Raw genomic sequence first — 23,596 nt, 5'->3', positions numbered from 1 at the left:
ACATGAACCGAATCAAAGAAATCCTCGGCAGCCTGATGCTGACCGAACTGTTCAAGGGTCTGGCCCTGACGGGCCGGTACGCCTTGTCGCGCAAGATCACGGTGCAGTATCCGGAAGAGAAGACGCCGATGTCGAACCGCTTCCGCGGGCTGCACGCGCTGCGCCGCTACCCGAACGGCGAAGAGCGCTGCATCGCCTGCAAACTGTGCGAGGCGGTCTGCCCGGCGATGGCCATCACGATCGAATCGGCGCAGCGCGAGGACGGCACGCGCCGCACCACGCGCTACGACATCGACCTGACCAAGTGCATCTTCTGCGGCTTCTGCGAAGAGTCCTGCCCGGTCGACTCGATCGTCGAGACCCATGTGCTGGAATACCACGGCGAAAAGCGCGGCGATCTCTATTACACCAAAGAGATGCTGCTGGCCGTGGGCGACCGCTACGAAGCCGACATCGCCGCGGCCCGCGCGGCTGACGCGAAGTATCGTTGATGCGTCGCTAACAAGAAAAGGTCCCGTCAGTCATGCAATTCACAACTGGTTTGTTCTACGTCTTCGCGGCCGTCATGGTGCTGTCCGCGCTGCGCGTCATCACCGCGAAGAACCCGGTGCACGCCGCGCTCTTCCTCGTGCTCGCGTTCTTCAACGCGGCCGGCATCTGGCTGCTGCTCAAGGCCGAGTTCCTCGCCATCGTGCTGGTGCTGGTCTATGTCGGCGCCGTCATGGTGCTGTTCCTGTTCGTGGTGATGATGCTCGACATTAATGTCGACCGCATGCGCGAGGGCTTCTGGGGTTATCTCCCGATGGCATCGGTCATCGGCGCGGTGATCGTCATCGAAATGGCGCTGGTGCTGTGGAACGGCTACAGCGACTTCGCCCAGACCCCGGAAGCGGCCGCCCTGAACATCGGCGGCACCAAGGAACTGGGCCTGCTGATCTATACCAAGTACATCTACGGCTTCGAGATCGCCGCCGTGATCCTGCTGGTGGCGATCATCGCCGCCGTCGCCCTGACGTTGCGCCGCCGCAAGGACAGCAAGGCCATCGACCCGGGCGCCGCCGTGCGCGTCCAGCGCAACGACCGCCTGCGCATCGTCAAGATGGCGTCGGTGAACCAGCGCGCCATCGACGAGGCCAACGTGGCCGCCGCCGCAGCCGCGCAGAACAAGGAGCAGAACTCGTGACTTTATCGCTCGCACACTACCTGGTCCTGGGCGCGATCCTGTTCGCGATCTCGATCGTCGGCATTTTCCTGAACCGGAAGAACATCATCATCCTGCTGATGGCCATCGAACTGATGCTGCTGGCAGTGAACCTGAACTTCATCGCCTTCTCGCATTACCTCGGTGATGCGGCGGGGCAGATCTTCGTGTTCTTCATCCTGACCGTGGCCGCCGCCGAATCGGCGATCGGCCTGGCCATCCTGGTGGTCCTGTTCCGCAACCTGGACACGATCAACGTGGAAGACCTCGACAGCCTCAAGGGCTGACCCGGTTTGGCTCGTTAACTCGGCTCGATAAACAATAACGATTAAGGTTCAACATGGCGGGGCAACTTTCTTCCTCACTCTTACTTGCGGTGCCGCTGGCGCCGCTGGCGGGATCGGCAATCGCCGGCCTGCTGGGTACTAAGTTCCTGGGTAACATGGTCGGCCGCAAGGTCTCCCACACTGCAACCATCCTCGGTGTCCTGATCGCCCTGATCATCTCGGTGCAGACCCTGATGGCGGTGCTCGACGGCGCTTCCTTCAACCAAGATATCTACACCTGGATGCAGGTCGGCACCGTCAAGCTGGCGGTCGGCTTCCAGATCGATGCGCTCTCTGCAATGATGATGTGCGTCGTCACCTCGGTGTCGCTGATGGTGCATATCTACACGATCGGCTACATGGCCGAGGACGAGGGCTACAACCGCTTCTTCTCGTACATCTCGCTGTTCACGTTCGCGATGCTGATGCTGGTCATGTCGAACAACTTCCTGCAGCTGTTCTTCGGCTGGGAAGCGGTGGGCCTGGTGTCGTACCTGCTGATCGGCTTCTGGTACACCCGTCCGACCGCGATCTTCGCCAACATGAAGGCCTTCCTGGTCAACCGCGTCGGCGACTTCGGCTTCATCCTCGGCATCGGCCTCTTGCTGGCCGCCTCGGGCACGATGCACTACGGCGAAACCTTCGCGCAAGCGGACAAGCTGGTCGGCATGAGCGTGCCCGGGTCGAGCTGGCCGCTGCTGACGGCCGCCTGCATCTGCCTGTTCATCGGCGCGATGGGCAAGTCGGCCCAGTTCCCGCTGCACGTCTGGCTGCCCGACTCGATGGAAGGCCCGACCCCGATCTCGGCACTGATCCACGCCGCGACCATGGTCACGGCCGGCATCTTCATGGTGGCGCGCATGTCGCCGCTGTTCGAGCTGTCCGACGGTGCGCTCTCCTTCGTCATCGTCATCGGTTCGATCACCGCGCTGTTCATGGGCTTCCTGGGCATCATCCAGAACGACATCAAGCGCGTCGTCGCCTATTCGACCCTGTCGCAGCTGGGCTACATGACGGTCGCCCTGGGCGCCTCGGCCTATTCGGTCGCCGTGTTCCACCTGATGACCCACGCCTTCTTCAAGGCACTGCTGTTCCTGGGCGCCGGTTCGGTCATCATCGGCATGCACCACGACCAGGACATGCGCAACATGGGCGGCCTGCGCAAGTACATGCCGATCACCTGGATCACCTCGCTGCTGGGCTCGCTGGCCCTGATCGGTACGCCATTGTTTTCGGGCTTCTATTCGAAGGACTCGATCATCGAAGCGGTGCACGCCTCGAACATCCCGGGCGCCGGTTTCGCCAACTTCGCGGTCCTGGCCGGCGTGTTCGTCACCGCCTTCTATTCGTTCCGCATGTACTTCATGGTCTTCCACGGCGAGTCGCGCTGGAACCATCCCGTGAAACACAGCGAAGGACACGATTCGGACGCGCACCACGAGGAAGACGAACACGACGCGCATGACGACCACCATCACCACGGCTTGCAGCCCGGCGACAAGCCGCACGAGTCGCCCTGGGTGGTGACCCTGCCGCTGATCCTGCTGGCGATCCCGTCGGTCATCATCGGCTACCTGACGATCGCCCCGATGCTGCACGGCGACTTCTTCAAGGACGTGATCTTCGTCGGCGAGAACCACACCGCGATGGCCACCCTGCGCGAGCAGTTCCATGGCCCGTTGGCGATGGCGACCCACGGCCTGATGACGGCCCCGTTCTGGCTGGCGCTGGCGGGCGTGGCCTTCGCCTACTACTGCTACATGGTCAATCCGCGCGTCCCGGCCTGGTTCTACGCCAAGTTCACCTTCCTGCACACGCTGCTGGACAACAAGTACTACATGGACAAGTTCAACCAGGTCGTGTTCGCCGGCGGCGCCCGCGCCACCGGTAACGGCCTGTGGAAGGCGGGCGACCGCGCGCTGATCGACGGCCTGCTGGTCAACGGTTCGGCCAGGATGGTCGGCTGGTTCTCGACCATCACGCGCACCTTCCAGACCGGTTACATCTATCACTACGCGTTCGTGATGATCGTGGGCGTCATGGCGACCCTGCTGTACTTCTTCCCGTTCTGGCGCTAATCACAGGCAAAGAAAAAGACAAATGATGCAGTCTACGATCTCTACATTTCCTCCTTACCTGAGCCTGGCAATCTGGCTCCCGATCCTGTTCGGCGTGCTCGTGCTGGCCGTGGGACGCGACAAGAACGCCGGCTTCGTGCGCTGGTTGTCGCTCGCCGGTGCGCTCGTGAGCTTCGTCGTGACGATCCCGCTGATCACGAACTTCGACAATGCCGCCCATGGCATGCAGTTCTACGAAGCCACGCCCTGGATCGGCGCCTTCAACATCTTCTACCGCCTCGGTGTCGACGGCCTGTCGCTGTGGTTCATTCCGCTGACGGCCTTCATCAACATCATCGTCATTGTCGCGGCGTGGGAAGTGATCCAGGAACGGGTTTCCCAGTACATGGGTTCCTTCCTGCTGCTGTCGGGACTGATGATCGGCGTGTTCGCCTCGCTCGACGGCTTGCTGTTCTACTTCTTCTTCGAAGCGACCCTGATCCCGATGTTCATCATCATCGGCGTCTTCGGCGGCCCGAACCGCGTGTATGCGGCATTCAAGTTCTTCCTGTACACGTTCTTCGGCTCGCTGCTGACCCTGGTCGCGATCATCTACCTGTACAACGTCTCGGGCACCTTCGATATCCAGAAGTGGCATGTGCAGCCGCTCGGCATGAAGGAACAGATCCTGATCTTCATCGCCTTCTTCATGGCCTTCGCCGTCAAGGTGCCGATGTGGCCGGTGCACACCTGGCTGCCGGACGCCCACGTCGAAGCGCCGACCGGCGGCTCGGTCGTGCTGGCCGCGATCATGCTCAAACTCGGCGCCTACGGCTTCCTGCGTTTTTCGCTGCCGATCACCCCGGACGCCTCGCACTACATGGCGCCTTTCGTCATCGTGCTGTCGCTGATCGCCGTGATCTATATCGGCCTGGTGGCCCTGGTCCAGAAGGACATGAAGAAACTGGTCGCCTATTCGTCGATCGCCCACATGGGTTTCGTCACCCTCGGCTTCTTCATTTTCAACGACATGGGCGTGCAGGGCGGCATCATGCAATCGATCTCGCACGGCTTCGTCTCGGGCGCGATGTTCCTGTGCATCGGCGTGCTCTACGACCGCGTCCACTCGCGTGAAATCGCCGACTACGGCGGCGTCGTCAATACGATGCCGAAGTTCGCGGCCTTCGCCGTGCTGTTCTCGATGGCCAATGCCGGCCTGCCGGCCACCTCGGGCTTCATCGGCGAATTCATGGTCATCCTGGGCGCCGTGCAGTTCAATTTCTGGACCGGCCTGCTGGCCGCGACCGCGCTGATCCTGGGCGCCGCCTACTCGCTGTGGATGGTCAAGCGCGTCGTCTTCGGTCCGATCGGCAACCAGCACGTCGCCGAACTGGTCGACCTGAACAAGCGTGAATTCGCGATCCTGGCCGTGCTGGCAATCGCCACGCTGTACATGGGCCTGTATCCTGCGCCGATCGCCGAGACGCTGCAGACCTCGGTGACCGACCTGCTCCAGCATGTGTCCGTGAGCAAGCTTCCGCAGCTGCCTCAATAAATCGAAATCTACGCCATGAACAACACTCTGCTAGCGGCAAGCGACACCAACCTGGTGCCGGTCTACGCCGAAATCTTCCTGCTGGTCGCCGCTTCCGCGATCCTGCTGATCGACCTGTACCTGAAGGGGTCGCGCCGCAACGTCACTTATTACCTGTCGCTGCTGACGCTGGTCGGCTGCGCGGTGTTCAGCTGGGCCGACTACAATGCCGGCGCAACGGTCTACACCTTCGACGGCATGTACGTGTCGGACCCGATGGCGAACCTGCTGAAACTGTTCACCTACCTCGCGGTGGGCGTGACCCTCGTGTATTCGCGCCAGTACGCCACCGACCGCGGCATGCTGTCGGATAACCTGGGCGGCGAGTTCTACGTGCTCGCGCTGTTCTCGATGCTGGGCCAGATGATCATGATCTCCGGTAACAGCATGCTGTCGATCTACCTCGGCCTGGAACTGATGTCGCTCGCCCTGTATGCGCTCGTGGCCCTGCGCCGCGACCACGCCACCTCGACCGAAGCGTCGATGAAATACTTCATCCTCGGTTCGCTGGCTTCGGGCTTCATGCTCTACGGTATCTCGATGATCTACGGCGCCACCGGTTCGCTCAACCTGCCCGAGATCGCCGCGGCCGCCGCCGGCGGCGCCAACCGCACGATGCTGGTCTTCGGCCTGGTGTTCCTGGTGGCCGGCATGGCCTTCAAGCTGGGCGCGGTGCCCTTCCACATGTGGGTGCCGGACGTGTACCAGGGTTCGCCGACGGCAGTGACCCTGCTGCTGGGCGGCGCGCCGAAGCTGGCCTCGTTCGCGATGGTCATCCGCATCCTGGTCGAAGGCCTGGGCGAACTGGCCTACGACTGGCAGCAGATGCTGCTGGTGCTGGCCGTGCTGTCGCTGGCCATCGGCAACCTGACCGCGATCGCCCAGACCAACATCAAGCGCATGCTGGCCTACTCGACGATCGCCCAGATGGGCTTCGTACTGCTCGGCATGCTGGCCGGCGTGGTGGGCGAGGACCGCTCGAACATGGGCGCCGCCTACAGCGCCGCGATGTACTACTCGATCACCTATGTGCTCACCACCCTGGGCAGCTTCGGCCTGATCATGATGCTGGCGCGCTCGGGCTTCGAAGCCGAGCAACTGGCCGACTTCAAGGGCCTGGGCCGCCGCAGCCCGTGGTTCGCGGTCGTCATGACGATCCTGATGTTCTCGCTGGCCGGCGTGCCGCCGATGATGGGCTTCATGGCCAAGTGGGCGGTGCTGCAGGCAATCGCCAACACCGGCGCCGTCTGGCTGGCGGTGGTGGCGGTGATGTTCTCGCTGATCGGCGCCTTCTACTACCTGCGCGTCGTCAAGACGATGTGGTTCGACGAGGCGGCCGACACCAGCGCGATCGTCACCCATGGCGACATGCGCGTGGCGCTGTCGATCAACGGCGTGCTGGTCGTGCTGCTGGGCCTGGTCCCGGGCACGCTGCTGAGCGCCTGCCTGCACGCGATGCAGCTGACCCTCAACTCCTGACGCGCGTGGATATCTCGTTCGCCACCTGGATCGTGGTCGCCATCGCCCTGGCGGCGGCCAATCTTCCCTTCGCGAACGAGCGCGTGTTCGGGTTCATTCCCCTGAAACCCGGGCGGGACGGGCACGAGCGCGCCAAGTCCTTCCTCGCGCGCCTGCTCGAGCTGCTTGTTCTATACTTCCTCGTCGGTGCGGTCGCTTATCTGCTGGAATCGCGCATCGGCAACGTGTTTGCCCAGGGCTGGGAATTCTATGCCGTCACCGGCTGCCTGTTCATCGTGCTGGCGTTCCCGGGATTTGTCCTGCGCTACCTGAAGCGCCGCGTGTGAGCGTCCAGGAAAGGTGAAGCCGCGCGCGCCATGCGGCGCTGCCTTGCCCTCGGGGCTTTCTTTGACGCCCGCAGCCGCAGTCCAACCCATTCGAAAACGGGAGTTCAATGGATTCTCATCTGAAAGAGATTCGCCTCGACGGTGAACTTGCCTACGACGGTCATTTTCTCAAGGTCTCGCGCGACCGCATCCAGCTGCCGGACGGTAAGGTGTCGCACCGCGAATACATCCGCCATCCTGGCGCGGTCGTGATCCTGCCCCTGTTCGACGACGGCCGCGTGCTGCTCGAACGCCAGTTCCGCTACCCGAACGACCGCGTCTTCGTCGAATTTCCGGCCGGTAAAATCGATCCGGGCGAAGACCACCTCGCTTGCGCCAGGCGCGAGCTGGAAGAGGAAACGGGCTACACCGCCACCGACTGGCGCTACCTCTGCACCATCCACAATGCGATCGCCTACTCGGACGAGCACCTCGAACTGTTCCTCGCGCGCGGCCTGAGCGCCGGCCAGGCCAGGCTCGACGAAGGCGAGTTCCTCGAGATCTTCACGGCCACCGTGCCCGAGCTGCTCGACATGGTGAAGGCGGGGCAGGTGACCGACGTCAAAACCATCATCGGCGCGTTCTGGCTCGAAAAAATCATCAGCGGGGCCTGGTCGCCCGGGTAGGCATCTTCGCCATGAAGCCGCTGTTCGCGTTGCTGCTCCTGTGCGCCTGCGCGCCGGCCTGGGCGCGCACCGCGTTCCAGGCGCGCTGCGAGGACACGATCGGACAAAGCGTCTCGGTCCTGAGCTCGCAGCAGAACGGCTACCGGATCGACAACACCCAATCCTTGCACGGCCTGTCGGGCATGAAGCGCGACCGCACCCCCGGCAGCTTCGTGCTGGGGCTCACGCGCACCGAGTCGCGCGTGATGGTCGGCATCAGCAGCCGCATCCTGAGCGACCCGGCCAGCGGCTACGAATGCGTGGCGCCGCGCCTGGAAGTCAAGCTTACCTATCTGCCGATCGTGGTGTACGTGGGACGCGAATTCGCCCCCGGCACCTGCGCCTACCGCGAAATCCTGGCGCACGAGCTGCGCCACCGCGACATCTACCTGGACTTCCTGCCGCGTGCCGAAAAGGTGGTCGGCGACGCGCTCGCGCGCCGCTTCCAGGGCAAGCCCCTGTACGCGCCGGCGGGCCAGGTGCGCAGCCTGCTGCAGCGCGAAATCGACAGCGCATGGCTGCCCTTCATCAGGAACGAGATGGTGAAAGTCGAGCGCTTGCAGGCCGCCATCGATACGCCGCAAGAATATGCGCGTCTCGGCAAAGTTTGCGCAGGTGAGGTACAGTCTCTTATCAGACCGGCACACAGCAGAAGACGCACATGAATTCCCTGGCACCCCGTTATTTCGCCCTGATCCCCGCCGCCGGCGTCGGCGCGCGCATGGCTGCGAGCGGACCGAAGCAATACCTGAAAATCGGCGGCAAGCCGATGATGCGCCATGCCATCGACGCCTTCCTGTTCAGCGAGCTGATCGCGCACACCTATGTCGTCGTCAGCGCGGACGACCCTGTCATCGACAGCGTCGTCCCCAGCCACGGCGTGACGGTCTTGCGCTGCGGCGGCGCGACCCGCATGGAATCCGTGCGCAACGGCCTGGCGGCATTGGCGCCCACGCTGCGCGAGAACGACTGGGTGCTGGTGCACGACGCCGCCCGGCCCGGCCTCGACGAGGCGCTTATCGAAAAGCTGATCACCGGCACCGGCGAGCATGCGGTCGGCGGCCTGCTCGCGCTGCCCGTGGTCGACACCGTCAAGCGCAGCCTCGGCGGCGAACTCGGCACCGTTTCGCGCGAAGGCCTGTGGCTGGCGCAGACGCCGCAGATGTTTCGCTACCGGCTGCTGCGCGACGCGCTGGCGGCGGTGCGCGACCCGAGCCAGGTCACCGACGACGCCTCCGCCGTGGAAGCGCTCGGCCTGGCGCCGAAACTGGTCGAAGGCCATCCGCGCAACCTGAAGGTGACGCTGCCGCAAGACGTGCGCATCGCAGAAATGTATTTGGCAACGACCCAACCAGAACTATTATAAACACCATGGCACTCGCATCCTACAACCCGACCCCACCGTTTCGCATCGGCACCGGCTACGACTGCCACCGCCTGGTCGAGGGCCGCAAACTCATCGTCGGCGGCGTGACCATCCCGCACCGGCTCGGCCTGTTCGGCCATTCCGACGCCGACGTGCTGCTGCATGCGATCATCGACGCGCTGTTCGGCGCCGCCGCCCTGGGTGACATCGGCAAGCATTTCCCGGATACCGATCCGATGTTCGCCGGCGCCGATTCGCGCACCCTGCTGCGCGAGGCGGCCACGCGCGTCGTCGCCACCGGCTATACGATCGGCAACATCGACGCCACCATCATCGCCCAGCAGCCGAAGATGGCGCCGCACATCCCGCACATGGTTTCGCGCATCGCCGAAGACCTGGGCGTGTCGCCGCAGCAGGTGAACGTCAAAGCCAAGACGAATGAAAAACTCGGCTACCTGGGCCGGGAAGAGGGAATGGCTGCCGAAGCGGTGGCCCTGCTGATCCGCACCGGCGCCTGAGCGGCGCATCTTTCGGGAGGACGACCTCCCCCCATCGTGGGAATCGACGTCCGGGACGGCCCGGCTCTTACGAAGGGAGCCGTCATGGCCTGGAGCATGTTGGTTGTCGCAGGAATCCTCGAAGTCGTCTGGGCGTATGCGATGAAGCAGTCGGACGGCTTCACGCGTCCGCTTCCCGCGCTCGTCACGGTCGCCGTGATGGTGGCCAGCTTCACGCTGCTGTCGCTGTCGATGCGCAGCATTCCACTCGGTACCGCGTACACGGTCTGGACCGGCATCGGCGCGGTGGGCGCGTTCCTTGTCGGGATCGGGGTGCTGGGCGAGGCGGTCAGCCCGATGCGCATCCTGGCCGCGCTGCTGATCGTCTGCGGCATGGTGCTGATGAAACTGTCGGCGCCGTAGCCGCGGGCCGGATGCGGCCGGCGCGGCCGCCGCCACGCTGCGATAAACGGGGCTTGCCGGCAAGACCTGCGCTTCGTTGTTACACTTCCATTCCAGTTCCGCCTGCCTGTGCACGCGGCAAATCACGGGAAGACGATGAGCACCTCCACCGACATGTCGCCACGCGCCGCCTGGCTCCTGATCCTCGCCGCCAGCGCGATCCTGATGATCACGATGGGCGCGCGCCTGACGACCGGTCTCTTCCTCTCGCCCCTGAATACCGCGACCGGCCTGGGCGTGGCGACGATCAGCTTCGCGCTGGCGGTCGGCCAGTTCATGTGGGGCGCCTCGCAACCTGTATTCGGCGCCATCGCCGACAAGTACGGGCCGGCGCGCGTGATCGTGCTCGGCGCGCTGCTGCTGGCCGCCGGGCTGGCCGCCACCCCCTTCGTCAGCTCGGAGTGGGGCCTGCTGCTGACCATGGGCGTGCTCTCGGCCGCGGGCGCCGGCGCCGGCAGCTTCTCGATCCTGATCGGCGCCACCGCCCAGCGCTTGCCGCCCGCGCGCCGGCCGTTTGCCTCGGGCTTCATCAACGCCGGCGGCTCCTTCGGCCAGTTCGTCTTTTCGCCGCTGATGCAATTCCTGATTGCCGGCCCCGGCTGGATCGTCGCCATGTTCACGATGGCCGCCACCACCTTGCTGACCATTCCGCTGGCCTGGCTCATGCGCGGCCGCCGCCGGCCCCCCGGCCCGGCCGCGCAGCAAACCGTCGCCGCGGCCGGCGCCGCTCCCTTGCCCGGCATCGGCCTGACCCAGCAGCTGCGCGAAGCCCTGCGCGACCGCAGCTACCTGTGCCTGCACGCGGGCTTTTTCACCTGCGGCTTCCACATCGCCTTTCTCGTCACCCACCTGCCGGGGGAGGTGGCGCTGTGCGGCCTGCCGGTCGGCGTGGCCGGCACCGCGCTCGGGCTGATCGGCCTGTTCAATATCGCGGGCAGCTTGACGGCCGGCGCGCTGTCGACACGCTACCGGATGAAAAACCTGCTGGCCCTGATGTACTTGAGCCGCGCGGTGATCATCGCGCTCTACCTGCTGGCGCCGAAAACGGCCATGACCTTCTATATCCTCGCCGCCGCGCTCGGCTTTACCTGGCTGGCCACGGTGCCGCCCACGGCCGGGCTGGTCGGCAAGCTGTTCGGCACGCGCTACCTGGCCACGCTGTTCGGCCTGACCTTGCTGTCGCACCAGATCGGCGGCTTCTTCGGCGCCTGGCTGGGCGGCCTGGCGTTCGTGCGCTTCGGCGACTACAGCTGGATGTGGTACGCCGATATCGCCCTGGCGCTGGCCGCGGCCCTGGTCAACCTGCCGATCCGCGAGGCGCCGGTGGTGCGCGCGAACGCGCCGCTGGCCAAGGCTTAGGGATGGCGCGCGATACCTGGGCCTACCGCGAAGTGGCGGTGCACTCGGTGCCCGACGCGCGCACGGGCCGCCTGCGCATCCACCCGATGCCGGGCCAGGCCTTCGCGCCCACGATGCAGGTGCGCTGCGCACGCGCCCTGAGCGACCCGGACCGCTATCCGCCCGGCACCCGTTTCCTGCTCAACGCCAAGCTGACCGACCGGCTCGGCGGCGAACCTTTCCTGTTCGCCTGGCATGGCGACCCGGTGCAGGTGCTGAGTGCGGCGCAGGCCAGGAAATTTCTGGCGGCATTCCGGCGCGGACGCATCTGAGCCGCGGGCCGAGCCGCGCGCGCGGCTTGCATTGAAATCGTTACTATCAGAACCTTGCAAACAAAAAAGAGGGAATCGCATGGCATCGAAAAAAATCGCGATCGTGGTGGGCAGCCTGCGCAAGGATTCGTACAGCGGCAAGCTGGCCAAGGTGATGAGCCAGCTGGCTGAAGGCAAGCTCGACATGGACATCGTCGAGATCCGCGACCTGCCGATCTACGACCCGGACATCGACACCGCCACGCCGCCGCCGGCCTATGCCGCCTTTCGCGAACGCATCCGCGCCGCCGACGGCATCCTCTTCATCACGCCGGAATACAACCGCTCGGTGCCGGGCGCGCTGAAGAACGCGATCGACGTCGGCTCGCGGCCCTACGGCAAGGCGGCCTGGACCGGCAAGCCCTGCGCCATCGTCAGCCAGTCGCCGGGTGCGCTGGGCGGCTTCGGCGCCAACCACCACCTGCGCCAGATGCTGCCTTTCCTGAACATGCCGGCCATGCCGGCGCCGGAAGCCTATCTCGGCGGCATCGCCGACAAGTTCGACGGCGACCGCCTCACCGACGAGTCGCTGCGTGGCTTCCTGCAAACCTTCGTCGACACCTTCGCCGGCTGGGTCGAGCGTAACGCCGGCTGATCGCACGCAGGCGCCGCCTGCGCGACGGCCCCTTCGCCTGCCGGTGAAGGGGCCGTTGTCGTACCCGGTCCGCATCGCCGGCGCGTCGGCGTGCCCGCACACTTTTGATTTAGCGCAAACGCAGGGCAGCGTGCTGCCCTAGCCTTGATGCTTCGTGCGGAAGACGCCAGTTCGTGACGGACATGACGGCTTCCGGCGGACCGTCGGCGCGGCCCCCGGGGCCGGTCGCCAGACTACTCCACGCATTACTCCAATAACCATTACCCATGAATGAGGCAAGCATGTATCCATTTTCCCAATCAGTCACTCCAGCAGTGCGTACCCACCTGGACGCACAGACCGCCTTCTTGAACGACATGTCGAAATCGCTGTTCCAATCCTTCCAGCAGATGTGCGACCTGAACATCCAGCTGGTCCAGACCATGCTCGAGGAAACCGCACTGGCGGGCCAGCAGATCCTGACCGCCGACCGCCAGACCGAAGTGCTGAGCGCCGCCGCGTCGCGCGCCCAGCCCGCCACCGAGAAACTGCGCGCCTACCAGCAGCACATTTCGCGCGTGGCTGCCGACGCCCAGGTCGAGCTGGCCCGCGTGACCGAACAGCACGTGCAAACCACCACCCGCACCGCACGCCAGCTGGCCGACGAGGTAGCCCGCACTGCCACCGAAGAAACCCAGCGCGGCCTGCGCCAGGGCCAGGACACGCTGCAGCGCTTCGTCGATCCGTTCAAGACCGGCAATGGCCATGACCGCGCGCAGGGCAACGGCGAGGCAGGCGCCAGCATGCAGAGCGCCGGCGCCGGTTCCGGTTCCAGCCAGGGCAGCAGCGCCCAGCGGCCGGTTGGCACGCCGGCCGGTTCCCAGCCAGGCAAGGGCGCGTAGAGCGGCGCCTGAGGCCGGGCGCGAGGCCGCGCCGACACGATGAATGGAGCGGGGAGCCAGTCCGGCCGGCTGATTCTCCGCTACCGCGCGCATCGTGTGCGACGGCCCGCGCATGTCAGGGGGCAAGGCGGGCGAAGGTGCCCGCTTACATCTTCTTGCAAACCGGACCGACACAATGTGCAAAAGGCGCTAAGCTCTACCCTCGGAACCGCGGAGTGGGTAGCACATCATGAAAACGCAATTGCTTGAAGACATCGGCCAAAGCGCGACCTTATCTCTTACGCCTGTTAAACCATCCGGACTTTCGAGCGCAGACAAAGCGGTGCAAGACCGCGCACCCGCAGGGAAGGCGCAGGCGGCCAGGCCCCGCTCCGCCCTCGGCGTGTGGCGGCAAAAACCTGTGGAAGAGCCGCCGATACCGACGCCGCAGCAGCCTGACCCGCCCCCCACGGCGCTGGACCTGCACGACATCTTCGAGGAAATCGCCACCCTGGAGGCGCAGTTCGTCGCTCCCGGGCAGCAGCACGCGCCCGCCATTGCGCCGGCCGAGGTGCGGCACGGACTTGCCGATCCTCCAGCCGAGCCCGCGCCGGCTGCCATTCCCCCGGCCGAGGCCACGCCTGTCCCGAGCCCGAGCCCGAGCCCGCACCCGAGTCCGAGCCCAAGCCTGCACCCGAGTCCGAGCCCAAGCCTGAACCTGAACCTGAACCTGAACCTGGGCCCGAGCCCGAACTTGAACCCGAGTCCGAGCCCGAGCCTGAATCCGAGCCCGACCCCGCGTCTGAGCCCGAGCCCGAACCCGAGCCCGAATCTGAACCCGAGCACGAATCTGAACCTGAACCCGAGCCCGAATCTGAACCTGAATTCGAGACCGAACCCGGATCTGAACCTGAATTCGAGCCCGAATCTGAACCTGAACCCGACGCCCAGGGTGGCTGCGCGGCAAGATCCGCTGTTCGACTTCACACCACCCGCGGCGCCGCCGCGCGAAGCCGATCCGTTTACGCCTGTTCCAACCGGGCTGACCCGGTCCAGGCGGCGCTATCTCCTCGGGGCCGCCTCCCTGCTGCTGGGCGCGCTGCTCATCCAGGGCGGCCGCTGGGCCTACCAGGAGCGCAAGGACGCCGGGACGCTCGCGCTCGTCGCCGGTGCGGCGCGAGAAAGACCGCAGGCCGCGCAACCCATCCAGGCGCCAGCGCCTGCTCCCAAGGAGGCTGCGGAGCGCCCCGGCGCCGGCCTGGGCGTGGCGCCCGGCGCGCCGCCGGCGCCTTCTGCGCCCGGCGTGCCACCGCTGGTGATGCTGGAACGCGAGCCGACGCCCGCCGCCACGCCCCGGCCGAGCCCCCCGAAGGCGGCGGCGGGGCGGGCCGAGCGCCAGGGCGCGCGCAAGCCGGCACCGGTCGCGCAACGCGCGCCCGCTACCCCTTCGCCGAAGCGGCCGGCGCGGCTGGCGCGCGAGCAGTCCGGCGCGCCAGCCGCGCCGGCGACGACAAGGAGCAGGGGCGAGTCGGCCGGTACGCCCGCACGCGCACCGGCCATGCCGGCGGAACGGTCGTCCGGACGCGGCACCACATTGGCGGCAACCCTGCGGGCATGCAGGGAACGTGGCTATCACGCGGAGCAATGCGTCAAGCGGGGCTGCAGCGTGACCGAATATGGATTCGCCTGCCGCGGGCGCTGACGCACGCGCGGTTCACGGCGAGGCCTGTATGCACGATGCCTGCGCGACCGGCCGACCGGCGCCGCGGCGCTCGCCGGGTCGGTCCTGCGTTCTCACTTGCCGGCGGCACGCTCCCCATCCCGCCGTTCACGGTCGAGCTTTTCCTTCATGGCCGCCACATCGGCCATGAATTCGTCCACGCTGTCGTCCGGCGTCGCGCGCATGGCGGGCGGCAGCAGGACCGACATGTAGAGTTCGTCGGCCAGGCGCCCGTTGCGCTGTTCATTGCTGATCAGCACCAGTCCCGAGCCGAGCACGGACAGGGCGGCGCAGATGATGGCGTAGCGCCGGCGCGGCCCGGGCTTGACGGTGGCCAGGTGAAAATAGACCATGCCGGCCACCAGCAGGATCGCCACATGCGAGCCATAGCGGGTGAATACTTCGATCGACCAGGCGTAGCCGACCGCGGAAGAGGCGAGCCGAAACAGCATCAGGGCCGCGATGCCGCAGCCGAAAATAAACAGGTGGCGCCCGAGCCGTGCATGGCGCCCGAACAGGCGGTTGCCCAGGGCCCACAGGCCACTCCAGACCAGCCCTGCGCCGAGGCCGTAGGCCAGCGCCAGCAGGTAGCGGAAGGGGCGGAAGGCCTGGGTATCGGCCAGCCACATCGTGAACAGGGCGACCAGGCCCACCAGCAGGGCGCCGGCCAGGCCGGGCAGGGCGCCTTCCCAGCCGTGCATGGTGCGGTCGACCAGTTCGCCGGGGACCGGGAAGTCGGCGGCGCGAATGCGCAGCGTCGTATGGCCAAGGCGCACGACGGTGTCGCCCGTCAGCGCAAGCGAGGCGCTGCGCTTGCCCGCGTGCACCACGCCGTTGCGGGTGCCGAGGTCGCGCAGCAGCAGGGCGCCGTCCGCGCCCGCTTCCACCAGCGCGTGGCGCGGCGCGGCATAGGGGTCGTCGAGAATGTAATCGTTCTCGTAGCCGCGCCCGATGCGGATCGGCAGCCCGTCGACCCGGTGCCGGTGCAGCACGTCGCCGTTACGCGCCAGGGTTTCGATGAACCACGGACCCTTCATGCGCCGGCCTTCATGCGAGCTCCCTCATAACTTCCCGCTACGCCCGAGCGCGTTCAGGAAGGCGCGCGCGACGCGCATGCCGTTGTCGTAGGACACGCCCGACACGTCGAGCCGGCTTTGCAGGCTGGCCTGCGCATTGTCCGTGCTGGCCGTGAGTAGCGTGAAGTTATATAGCCCGGGAAATTTACGGTAGGCACGTACGCAGGTCACGGCGCGCAGCGGCAGGGTATTCGCGTGCACGAAGCGCTCGCTGCATAGCGGCCCGGTGAGGCGCGCGTCGCGGGTGGTGCCGAGCCGGTCGACGCCGAACTGGCTGCTCGCCAGCGCCGCGAAGCGCAGCGGATGCAGGTCGGCCGAGCGCAGATAGGTATGGGTCATCGACACCTTGCCGGTCTGCTGGGTGTCGGACACGTAGATGGCGGACTCCATCGCGCAGTTGAGCGTATCGGAGCTGAAGGTGGCTTCTGCCATGAAGTTCGAGCGGCCCCAGCAGCGCACCTGGCCCGACTCGCGCACCGGCACCAGATACGGTCCCATGTTCTTGATCGCCAGCGGCGTGTCGAGCAGGCGGGCAACCATCGCGCGCTGGTGTGCCAACAGTTGTTCGGCAATCAGGGGGTTGAAGTCCCGCGGCGTCGCGCGCTGCAGGGCGACCCGGCGCAGCAATTCCTGCGCGTATTTCACCGGGACCAGGAAGCTGACCGCCTCGCCGTCTCGCCTTTTAGAAACATTGATCCCGGCGACGGTGCCGCCGGCCGTCACGCTCGGCCCGCCGCTCATGCCCGCGTTGATCGGGCCGCTGAAGATGAGCTGGTCGTAGAAGCTGCGGCTGACCACGCCGTTGTACGCGCCTTCCGAAATGGCGAAGCCCAGGTCGAGCGGATTGCCGAGCGAGTACAGGTCTTGTCCCTGGGTCAGTTTCACCGGCTTTTCCGGCACGATGAAAAAGCCGCTGCCGTTGCGGTTCACGCGCAGTACCGCCAGGTCGTGCAGCACATCGACCGCCAGCAGTTCGACCGGGCCGCGCCTGCCGTCGGTGTCGACGTATTCGCCGGCATACACGTCCGGGTCGAGCGCCATCTGCGAGACCACGTGGTAGTTGGTCAGTACCAGGTTGCTGGTGCCGACCAGGAAGCCCGAGCCCACGGTCGACTGGGTGCGGCCGTTTTTCAGCAGCATGCGGATCTGCAGCAGGTCGGCCTGGGCCGACGAATAGAGCTGCTGCGCGGCCGAGGAGGGCGGCGGCAGGGCGGTCGTGGTATCGATTTCGCCGGGGCCGGGCGCCGGCGGCGTGGCGCCAGGCGGCGCCGGAGGCAGGGCCGGCGGCACCGGGTCCTTGCCGCTCTGCGGCGCGGCGCGCGCGCCGGCGCGGTCGCCGGCGGGGGCGGCCACGGCCGCGCCCAGGCAGCAAGCAAGCAATAGGCTGGCGACAAATTTCATCGGTGGCGAACATGCGGCAAGGCCGCGATGGCAGTCATGACTGCTATCTTGCCACCCTAGCAGGCTGTCTGCAGGACGTTACAGTTGGCCATCTTCGGCCACCGCGGCGACGGGCGTGCCCATCATGTGGCCCAGCTTGGCCTGCTTGGTGTCGAGATAGCTGTTATTGAAGGCGTTGCGGTTGACCAGGAGCGGCACCCGTTCGGTCACCTCGATCCCGAGGCGCGTGAGGGCGTCGATCTTGCGCGGATTGTTGGTCATCAGCTTGACCTGCCTGATGCCGAACTGTTCCAGCATCGGCAGGCACAGTTCATAGTTACGGGCGTCGGCATGAAAGCCCAGCTGCAGGTTCGCCTCGACCGTATCGACGCCGGCTTCCTGCAGGCGGTAGGCGCGCATCTTGTTGATCAGCCCGATGCCGCGCCCTTCCTGGCGCAGGTACAGCAGCGCGCCGCGGCCCTCGGCGGCGATGCGCTTCAGGGCGCCTTCGAGCTGGGCGCCGCAGTCGCAGCGCTGCGAGAACAGGACGTCGCCGGTCAGGCATTCCGAGTGCACGCGCGCCAGCACCGGCTCGCCGTTGCCGATGTCGCCCAGGGCCATGACCAGGTGCTCCTTGCCCGTTGCATGCTCGACGAACGCATGCAGCGTGAACTGGGCCCAGGGCGTGGGCAACGCGCAGGATGTGACGTAGTCGAGCAAGGGAGCGGGCGTGGGGTGATTGGACATGCTCTGTTCTGTTGCGGTGGATATAACCGATAAGTATAAGAGAAATCGGCCGCGGCCGTGCGTCCGGAGGGCGCGGCATTCCCGGCAAGGGTGGCCGCATGTTACTCTTGCGCTATAGGAAAATCACTTGCTTCCAATGAATCGCTCCCCGAACTCCCTTCCCACCCCGCCCGCTGCCGACGCGGGCGAGGCCGCGCCCGCGCGCAAGCCGGCCCGGCGCGGCCTCGGCAGCTGGCTGGCGCTGGCCTTTTCCCTGCTGTCGATCTTCCTTACCGTGCTGATGGTCGAGGTGGTCGACGTCGCCGCCACCGGCCAGGTCGAAACCGGCATCGGCCACGGCCTGCGCGAACTGGCCCTGCAGACGGCCGACAAGCTCGACCGCGGCATGTACGAACGCTACCGTGAAGTCAAACTGCTGGCGCAGCGGCGCGACCTCGGTCCGACGGGCGGCAGCCTCGCGCAGCGCCGCGCCGTCCTCGACAGCATCCAGCAATCCTATGGCTACTACGACTGGATCGGCATGGCCGATGTCGACGGCCGGGTGCAGGTTGCCGGACGCGGCTTGCTCGAAAGCGCGGATGTCTCGCAGCGGCCGTGGTTCCGCAACGCGCTCAAGGGCATCAACGTGGGTGACGTGCACGAGGCGGTACTGCTGGCCAAGCTGCTGCCCGCCCCGGACAACGAGCCGCTGCGCTTCGTCGATGTCGCCTTCCCCTACAAGGATGGCGCGGGCAAGACGCTCGGGGTGCTCGGCGTGCACCTGTCCTGGCAGTGGGCGCGCTCGGTCGAACGCTCGGTGATTGCCCAGGTCGCCGCGCGCGGCAGGATCGAGGCGCTGATCGTCGGGAGCGAGGGCGACGTGCTGCTCGGTCCCGCCTCGCTGCAAGGCAAGAAGCTCGACCTGCCCAGCCTGCGCGCGGCCCAGCGCCAGGACGCCGGCTACCTGGTCGAGCGCTGGCCCGACGGCGCCTCCTACCTGGTCGGCTTCAGCCGCAGCCGCGGCTTCGACGCCTATCCGGGCCTGGGCTGGACCGTGCTGGTGCGCCAGGCCGAAGCCGACGCCTACGCGCCGGCCCGGGCGCTGCGCCAGCGCGCGCTCTGGAGCGGCATCGGCCTGGCGCTGCTGTTCTCGCTCGTCGGCGTGGTCCTGGCGCGCTACATCACGCGTCCGCTCGGACGGCTGGTGAAGGAGGCCGAACGCATTCGCGGCGGCGAAAACCGGCAGCTTGCCTCGGGCGCGGGCAGCTATGTCGAGGTCGAGACGCTGTCGGCCACCCTGAATGCGCTGCTGACCGACCTGCGCCAGCGCCGCCACGAACTGCGCGGCGTGAATGCCACGCTCGAAGCGCGGGTCGAGGCGCGCACCGCGGAGCTCGAACGCGCCCTGGTCGCGGTGCAGGCGAGCGAACAGCGCATCGGCGCCATCGTCGAGGCGGCCCAGGACGCCTTCATCGGCGTCGACATGCGCGGCCTGGTCACCGACTGGAACAGCGCCGCCGAGCGCATGTTCGGCTGGAAGCGTTCCGAGGTGCTGGGCTGGCCGATGTCGGAACTGATCGTGCCCGAGCGCTTCCGCCCGAGCACCTACAAGGCCATCGACATGGTGCGCACGACCGGCCACAGCCCCTTGCTCGAGCGCCGCGTCGAGCGCATCGTCATCAACCGCCAGGGCGTCGAATTCCCGATCGAGATGACGGCGGGCCTGGCCGCGGGCCTGGGTGGCAGCTTCTTCGCCGTCTTCCTGCACGATATTTCCGAGCGCAGGAAAGTCGACCGCCTGAAAAGCGAATTCGTCGCCACCGTCTCGCACGAACTGCGCACGCCCCTGACCTCGATCCGCGCTTCGCTGTCGATGCTGGCCGACGGCATCGCCGGCACCTTGCCGCCGGACGTAGCCGGCCTGGTCGAGATCGCGCACCAGAGCTGCGAGCGCCTGGTGCGCCTGGTGAACGACGTGCTCGATATCCAGAAGATCGAGGCCGGCAGCATGCAGTTCGAGCGCCGCCCCCAGCCGCTGCTGCCGGTGGCCGAACATGCGATCGACGCGATGCAGGCCTACGCCGCCCAGATGGGCGTGCGGCTGGCGCTGGACTGCGAAGACGGCGCGCGTGCGCTGTCGGCCGCGATCGATCACGACCGCCTGGTGCAGGTGCTGACCAATCTGCTGTCGAACGCGATCAAATTCTCGCACCGCGGCGCGACGGTGACGCTGGCGCTGTGCAGGCACGAAGGGGCCGCGCGTCTGTCGGTGCGCGACCAGGGTCCGGGCATCCCGGAAGCCTTCCAGCCGCGCGTCTTCCAGCGCTTCGCCCAGGCCGACGGGGCCGACACGCGCCAGAAGGGCGGTACCGGACTGGGGCTGTCGATTACCCGCAGCCTGGTCGAGGAGCATGGCGGACAGATCAGTTTTGAAACCAGGCAGGGGGCGGGGACCGTGTTCCGGGTCGACCTGCCGCTCGCCGAGCAGGAGACGCCGCCGGCGTCCACCGAGACGGGCCGGTAGGACGGCGGCTTGCGCGATCGGCCGGCGGGCCGGCGATGCGGGCCGCATGAGGCCGGAACGTGTTCCGTCCGTGCCGGTACGGCAGAGCACGCGTCCGAATGTCAGACTTGACCCCAGCTGTTGTTGCCAACTGTTGACGATGGCTGTGCGACACCCGCTGGCGGGATCGGGCTATCGGTTTCCTATTCGATTAATATATAAAAACAATTGGAAAGTGTTACGTCATTGTTTTATGCTATCGATATCGGATCGGATCTCGCGCCAGCCGGCGAGTCGGGCAGCCTGCCCATCCGGTCTACAGCCCAGGAGAGCGCAGCATGAACGACAAGGAAATGGATGTGAATACGGCCGAAACGGAAATCAAGTGTCCCATGGGGCATGACAGGAAGCAGAAACAGACGCGCACGAACGCCCATTGGTGGCCGGACCAGCTGAACCTGAGCGTGCTGCACCAGCATGCCAAGCTGGGCGACCCGATGCTGGAGGACTTCGACTACCGCAAGGAATTCCAGGCGCTCGACCTCGATGCCGTCATCGCCGACCTGCACGCCCTGATGACCGACTCGCAGGACTGGTGGCCCGCCGACTACGGCCACTACGGCCCCTTCTTCATCCGCATGGCGTGGCATTCGGCGGGTACCTACCGCATCTTCGACGGCCGTGGCGGGGCACGCTCGGGCGAACAGCGCTTCGCGCCGCTCAACAGCTGGCCCGACAACGGCAACCTGGACAAGGCGCGCCGGCTGCTCTGGCCGATCAAGCAGAAGTATGGCAAGCAGCTTTCGTGGGCCGACCTGATGATCCTGGCCGGCAACGTGGCGCTCGAATCGATGGGCTTCAAGACCTTCGGCTTCGGCGGCGGACGCGAGGACATCTGGGAACCGCTGCCGATCGACTGGGGTCCGGAATCGACCTGGCTGGGCGACGAGCGCTACAGTGGCGAGCGCGAGCTGGCCAAGCCGCTCGCCGCCGTGCAGATGGGCCTGATCTACGTGAATCCGGAAGGTCCGAACGGCAAGCCCGACCCGCTCGGTTCGGCACGCGACATCCGCGACACCTTCGGCCGCATGGCCATGGACGACGAGGAAACCGTGGCGCTGGTCGCCGGCGGCCATACGTTCGGCAAATGCCACGGCGCCGGCCCCGCGCACCACCTGAATGCCGATCCCGAAGGCGCCAATATCGAGGAGCTGGGCCTGGGCTGGAAGAGCAGCTACGAAAGCGGCATCGGCGCGCATGCCATCACCAGCGGACTCGAAGGGGCGTGGACGGCGACGCCGACGACCTGGGACATGAGCTACCTGGAAACCCTGTTCGGCTTCGAATGGGAACTGACGACCAGCCCGGCCGGCGCGCACCAGTGGAAGCCCGTGGGCGACGCCGGACGCAACGTGCCCGATGCCCACATCCCGGGCAAGCTGCACCAGCCGATGATGACCACGGCCGACCTGGCGCTGCGCTTCGATCCGGCCTACGAAAAGATCGCGCGCCGCTTCCTGGCCGACCCGGACGCGTTCGCCGACGCCTTCGCGCGCGCCTGGTTCAAGCTGACCCACCGCGACATGGGACCGAAACAGCGCTACCTGGGCCCGCTGGTACCCCAGGAGGAGCTGCTGTGGCAGGACCCGATCCCCGCAGCCGACCACCCACTGGTGGACGAGCAGGACATTGCCGCCCTGAAGGCAAGGGTGCTGTCCTCGGGCCTGTCGGTGCAGGAACTGGTGAAGACGGCGTGGGCCTCGGCGTCCACGTTCCGCGGCAGCGACATGCGCGGCGGCGCCAACGGCGCCCGCATCCGCCTGGCGCCGCAGAAGGACTGGGAAGCGAACGATCCGGCCGAGCTGGCGCGCGTGCTGGCCGAGCTCGACACGATCCGCCAGCAATTCAACGCCACCGCCGCCGGCGGCAAGCAGGTGTCGCTGGCCGACCTGATCGTGCTGGGCGGCTGCGCCGCCGTGGAAGCGGCGGCGCAAGCGGCCGGACACGAGATCCGGGTGCCGTTCCGGCCCGGCCGCATGGACGCCTCGCGCGAGCAGACCGATGTCAACTCCTTCGAGGTGCTCGAACCCGCGGTCGACGGTTTCCGCAACTATATCCACACGCGGGGCGTGGGCAACGTGGCCAACGCGATGATCGACAAGGCGAACCTGCTGATGCTGACGGCGCCGGAAATGACGGCCCTGGTGGGCGGCATGCGCGCCCTGGGCGCGACCAGCGGCAACGAGCAGCATGGCGTGTTTACCACCAGGATCGGCGCGCTCACGCCGGACTTCTTCGTCAACCTGCTCGATATGCGCACTGCATGGAAGCGCGTGGACGGCAGCGCCCACCTGTTCGAGGGCACCGACCGCAGCACCGGCGAGCGCCGCTGGACCGCGACCCTGGCCGACCTGATCTTCGGCAGCAACGCGCAGCTGCGCGCGCTGTCGGAAGTCTATGCCGCCCGTGACGGCGCCGCCCATTTCGTGGACGACTTCGTGAAGGCATGGACCAAGGTCATGGAACTGGACCGCTACGACCTGCGTTACCGCAAGGACTGAAGCTTGCCCAGGGCGCCCGGCCGGGCAATCGGCCGCGCGCACGGCTGGCCGGCGACGGCAGGCCACCGGAAATCCCCCCGCGAACACCGCGGGGGGATTTTTTTTGGCGCTGTCACCGTTACGTGTGGACGAGTCCCATTGCCGCTCGCAGGAAGCGCTCCGGTGACGCAATGCGCTCGCCATCGAGCGCCCGGCGCCAGCCCAGGTAATTCGGCAAGTAGCGTGAGGCTACGCCATGGAAGCGTGCCAGCCATTGCCTGAATCGGCGGTGATAGGCATTCACGTTTTGCACATGGACGGCGCCGCGCACCCGCTCGCCCAGGCGCAGGTTCACATACTGGTGCGAGATGCCTGCTTCGCGCGCAAAGCTCCGGTACGCCCGATGCCCGTCCGTTACCAGCAGAACGTGGGGGTCAAGCACAGGTAACAGATGCCGGTGCAACTGTCCCTTGGT

Annotated in this window: 23 protein-coding genes; 19 read left to right on the top strand and 4 right to left on the bottom strand. The window is 66.5% G+C overall.

The window, feature by feature from the left end; all coding sequences use genetic code 11:
- The first annotated feature begins 2 nt into the window (after window positions 1-2).
- The 17 genes from nuoI to ACFPOU_RS19135 all read left to right on the top strand — a co-directional run bounded on the left by nuoI (window position 3) and on the right by ACFPOU_RS19135 (window position 14,878).
- Window positions 3-491 carry an NADH-quinone oxidoreductase subunit NuoI gene (gene nuoI / locus ACFPOU_RS19215; RefSeq protein WP_290423001.1) on the top strand — a complete coding sequence of 163 codons (489 nt, stop codon included), beginning with the start codon at window positions 3-5 and terminating at the stop codon, window positions 489-491.
- Window positions 492-523: 32 nt separating this feature from the next.
- Window positions 524-1,183 (top strand): NADH-quinone oxidoreductase subunit J, encoded by a 660-nt coding sequence (locus ACFPOU_RS19210; protein ID WP_379725011.1) that lies wholly within the window; start codon window positions 524-526, stop codon window positions 1,181-1,183.
- Window positions 1,180-1,488, top strand: a complete 309-nt coding sequence (gene nuoK, locus ACFPOU_RS19205; protein WP_056333562.1) for an NADH-quinone oxidoreductase subunit NuoK — start codon at window positions 1,180-1,182, stop codon at window positions 1,486-1,488. Before ACFPOU_RS19210 ends, nuoK begins: the two co-directional genes overlap by 4 nt.
- A gap of 53 nt (window positions 1,489-1,541) precedes the next feature.
- The gene (nuoL, locus tag ACFPOU_RS19200; protein WP_379725008.1) at window positions 1,542-3,605 is read left to right on the top strand and encodes an NADH-quinone oxidoreductase subunit L; all 2,064 of its coding nucleotides are present in this window, start codon (window positions 1,542-1,544) and stop codon (window positions 3,603-3,605) included.
- A 22-nt stretch (window positions 3,606-3,627) separates the two neighbouring features.
- A complete protein-coding gene (locus ACFPOU_RS19195) occupies window positions 3,628-5,139 on the top strand; it encodes an NADH-quinone oxidoreductase subunit M (RefSeq protein ID WP_379725005.1) in 1,512 nt (503 codons plus the stop codon).
- A gap of 15 nt (window positions 5,140-5,154) precedes the next feature.
- Entirely contained in the window at window positions 5,155-6,657 is a 1,503-nt protein-coding gene (nuoN, locus tag ACFPOU_RS19190) for an NADH-quinone oxidoreductase subunit NuoN (protein ID WP_379725002.1), read from the top strand.
- A 5-nt stretch (window positions 6,658-6,662) separates the two neighbouring features.
- Entirely contained in the window at window positions 6,663-6,983 is a 321-nt protein-coding gene (locus ACFPOU_RS19185) for a DUF2818 family protein (RefSeq protein ID WP_379724999.1), read from the top strand.
- Between the two features lie 107 nt (window positions 6,984-7,090).
- A complete protein-coding gene (locus ACFPOU_RS19180; RefSeq protein WP_379724996.1) occupies window positions 7,091-7,648 on the top strand; it encodes an NUDIX domain-containing protein in 558 nt (185 codons plus the stop codon).
- 11 nt (window positions 7,649-7,659) lie between these two features.
- Window positions 7,660-8,352 (top strand): hypothetical protein, encoded by a 693-nt coding sequence (locus ACFPOU_RS19175; RefSeq protein ID WP_379724993.1) that lies wholly within the window; start codon window positions 7,660-7,662, stop codon window positions 8,350-8,352.
- A complete protein-coding gene (gene ispD, locus ACFPOU_RS19170; RefSeq protein ID WP_379724990.1) occupies window positions 8,349-9,053 on the top strand; it encodes a 2-C-methyl-D-erythritol 4-phosphate cytidylyltransferase in 705 nt (234 codons plus the stop codon). The genes ACFPOU_RS19175 and ispD overlap by 4 nt, the downstream gene beginning before the upstream one ends.
- A gap of 5 nt (window positions 9,054-9,058) precedes the next feature.
- On the top strand, window positions 9,059-9,571 hold the full coding sequence (gene ispF, locus ACFPOU_RS19165) for a 2-C-methyl-D-erythritol 2,4-cyclodiphosphate synthase (RefSeq protein ID WP_379724987.1): 513 nt from the start codon (window positions 9,059-9,061) through the stop codon (window positions 9,569-9,571).
- Window positions 9,572-9,655: 84 nt separating this feature from the next.
- Window positions 9,656-9,973: a DMT family transporter gene (locus ACFPOU_RS19160; protein ID WP_379724984.1), complete on the top strand. Its 318-nt coding sequence runs from the start codon at window positions 9,656-9,658 to the stop codon at window positions 9,971-9,973.
- A 135-nt stretch (window positions 9,974-10,108) separates the two neighbouring features.
- Window positions 10,109-11,371 (top strand): MFS transporter, encoded by a 1,263-nt coding sequence (locus tag ACFPOU_RS19155; protein WP_379724981.1) that lies wholly within the window; start codon window positions 10,109-10,111, stop codon window positions 11,369-11,371.
- 2 nt (window positions 11,372-11,373) lie between these two features.
- Window positions 11,374-11,682: a hypothetical protein gene (locus tag ACFPOU_RS19150; RefSeq protein ID WP_379724978.1), complete on the top strand. Its 309-nt coding sequence runs from the start codon at window positions 11,374-11,376 to the stop codon at window positions 11,680-11,682.
- A gap of 79 nt (window positions 11,683-11,761) precedes the next feature.
- Window positions 11,762-12,316 (top strand): NADPH-dependent FMN reductase, encoded by a 555-nt coding sequence (locus tag ACFPOU_RS19145; protein WP_379724975.1) that lies wholly within the window; start codon window positions 11,762-11,764, stop codon window positions 12,314-12,316.
- 281 nt (window positions 12,317-12,597) lie between these two features.
- Complete coding sequence (locus ACFPOU_RS19140) at window positions 12,598-13,197, top strand: TIGR01841 family phasin (protein WP_379724972.1); 600 nt, start codon at window positions 12,598-12,600, stop codon at window positions 13,195-13,197.
- A gap of 400 nt (window positions 13,198-13,597) precedes the next feature.
- Window positions 13,598-14,878: a hypothetical protein gene (locus tag ACFPOU_RS19135; protein ID WP_379724969.1), complete on the top strand. Its 1,281-nt coding sequence runs from the start codon at window positions 13,598-13,600 to the stop codon at window positions 14,876-14,878.
- A gap of 92 nt (window positions 14,879-14,970) precedes the next feature.
- Here the strand turns inward: ACFPOU_RS19135 and ACFPOU_RS19130 are convergent, their stop codons facing one another.
- From ACFPOU_RS19130 to ribA, 3 genes are all read right to left on the bottom strand, one after another.
- Window positions 14,971-15,933: an FHA domain-containing protein gene (locus ACFPOU_RS19130; RefSeq protein WP_379724966.1), complete on the bottom strand. Its 963-nt coding sequence runs from the start codon at window positions 15,931-15,933 to the stop codon at window positions 14,971-14,973.
- Between the two features lie 24 nt (window positions 15,934-15,957).
- Window positions 15,958-17,373 carry a S1 family peptidase gene (locus ACFPOU_RS19125; protein WP_379724964.1) on the bottom strand — a complete coding sequence of 472 codons (1,416 nt, stop codon included), beginning with the start codon at window positions 17,371-17,373 and terminating at the stop codon, window positions 15,958-15,960.
- A 78-nt stretch (window positions 17,374-17,451) separates the two neighbouring features.
- Window positions 17,452-18,099: a GTP cyclohydrolase II gene (gene ribA / locus ACFPOU_RS19120; RefSeq protein WP_379724961.1), complete on the bottom strand. Its 648-nt coding sequence runs from the start codon at window positions 18,097-18,099 to the stop codon at window positions 17,452-17,454.
- 136 nt (window positions 18,100-18,235) lie between these two features.
- Here ribA and ACFPOU_RS19115 point away from each other — a divergent pair, with 136 nt between their 5' ends.
- Both ACFPOU_RS19115 and katG read left to right on the top strand, forming a co-directional pair.
- Window positions 18,236-20,602 (top strand): ATP-binding protein, encoded by a 2,367-nt coding sequence (locus ACFPOU_RS19115; RefSeq protein ID WP_379724958.1) that lies wholly within the window; start codon window positions 18,236-18,238, stop codon window positions 20,600-20,602.
- Window positions 20,603-20,919: 317 nt separating this feature from the next.
- The gene (katG, locus tag ACFPOU_RS19110; protein ID WP_379724955.1) at window positions 20,920-23,142 is read left to right on the top strand and encodes a catalase/peroxidase HPI; all 2,223 of its coding nucleotides are present in this window, start codon (window positions 20,920-20,922) and stop codon (window positions 23,140-23,142) included.
- 118 nt (window positions 23,143-23,260) lie between these two features.
- Here the strand turns inward: katG and ACFPOU_RS19105 are convergent.
- Window positions 23,261-23,596: IS1595 family transposase (locus ACFPOU_RS19105; protein ID WP_465263293.1), on the bottom strand; the 336-nt coding region annotated here is incomplete at its 5' end.

This window comes from Massilia jejuensis (genome assembly GCF_042656795.1).
GTDB lineage: Bacteria > Pseudomonadota > Gammaproteobacteria > Burkholderiales > Burkholderiaceae_D > Telluria > Telluria jejuensis.
Note: the sequence above shows the minus strand (reverse complement) of the source record. Positions and strands in the feature narration are given on the sequence as shown.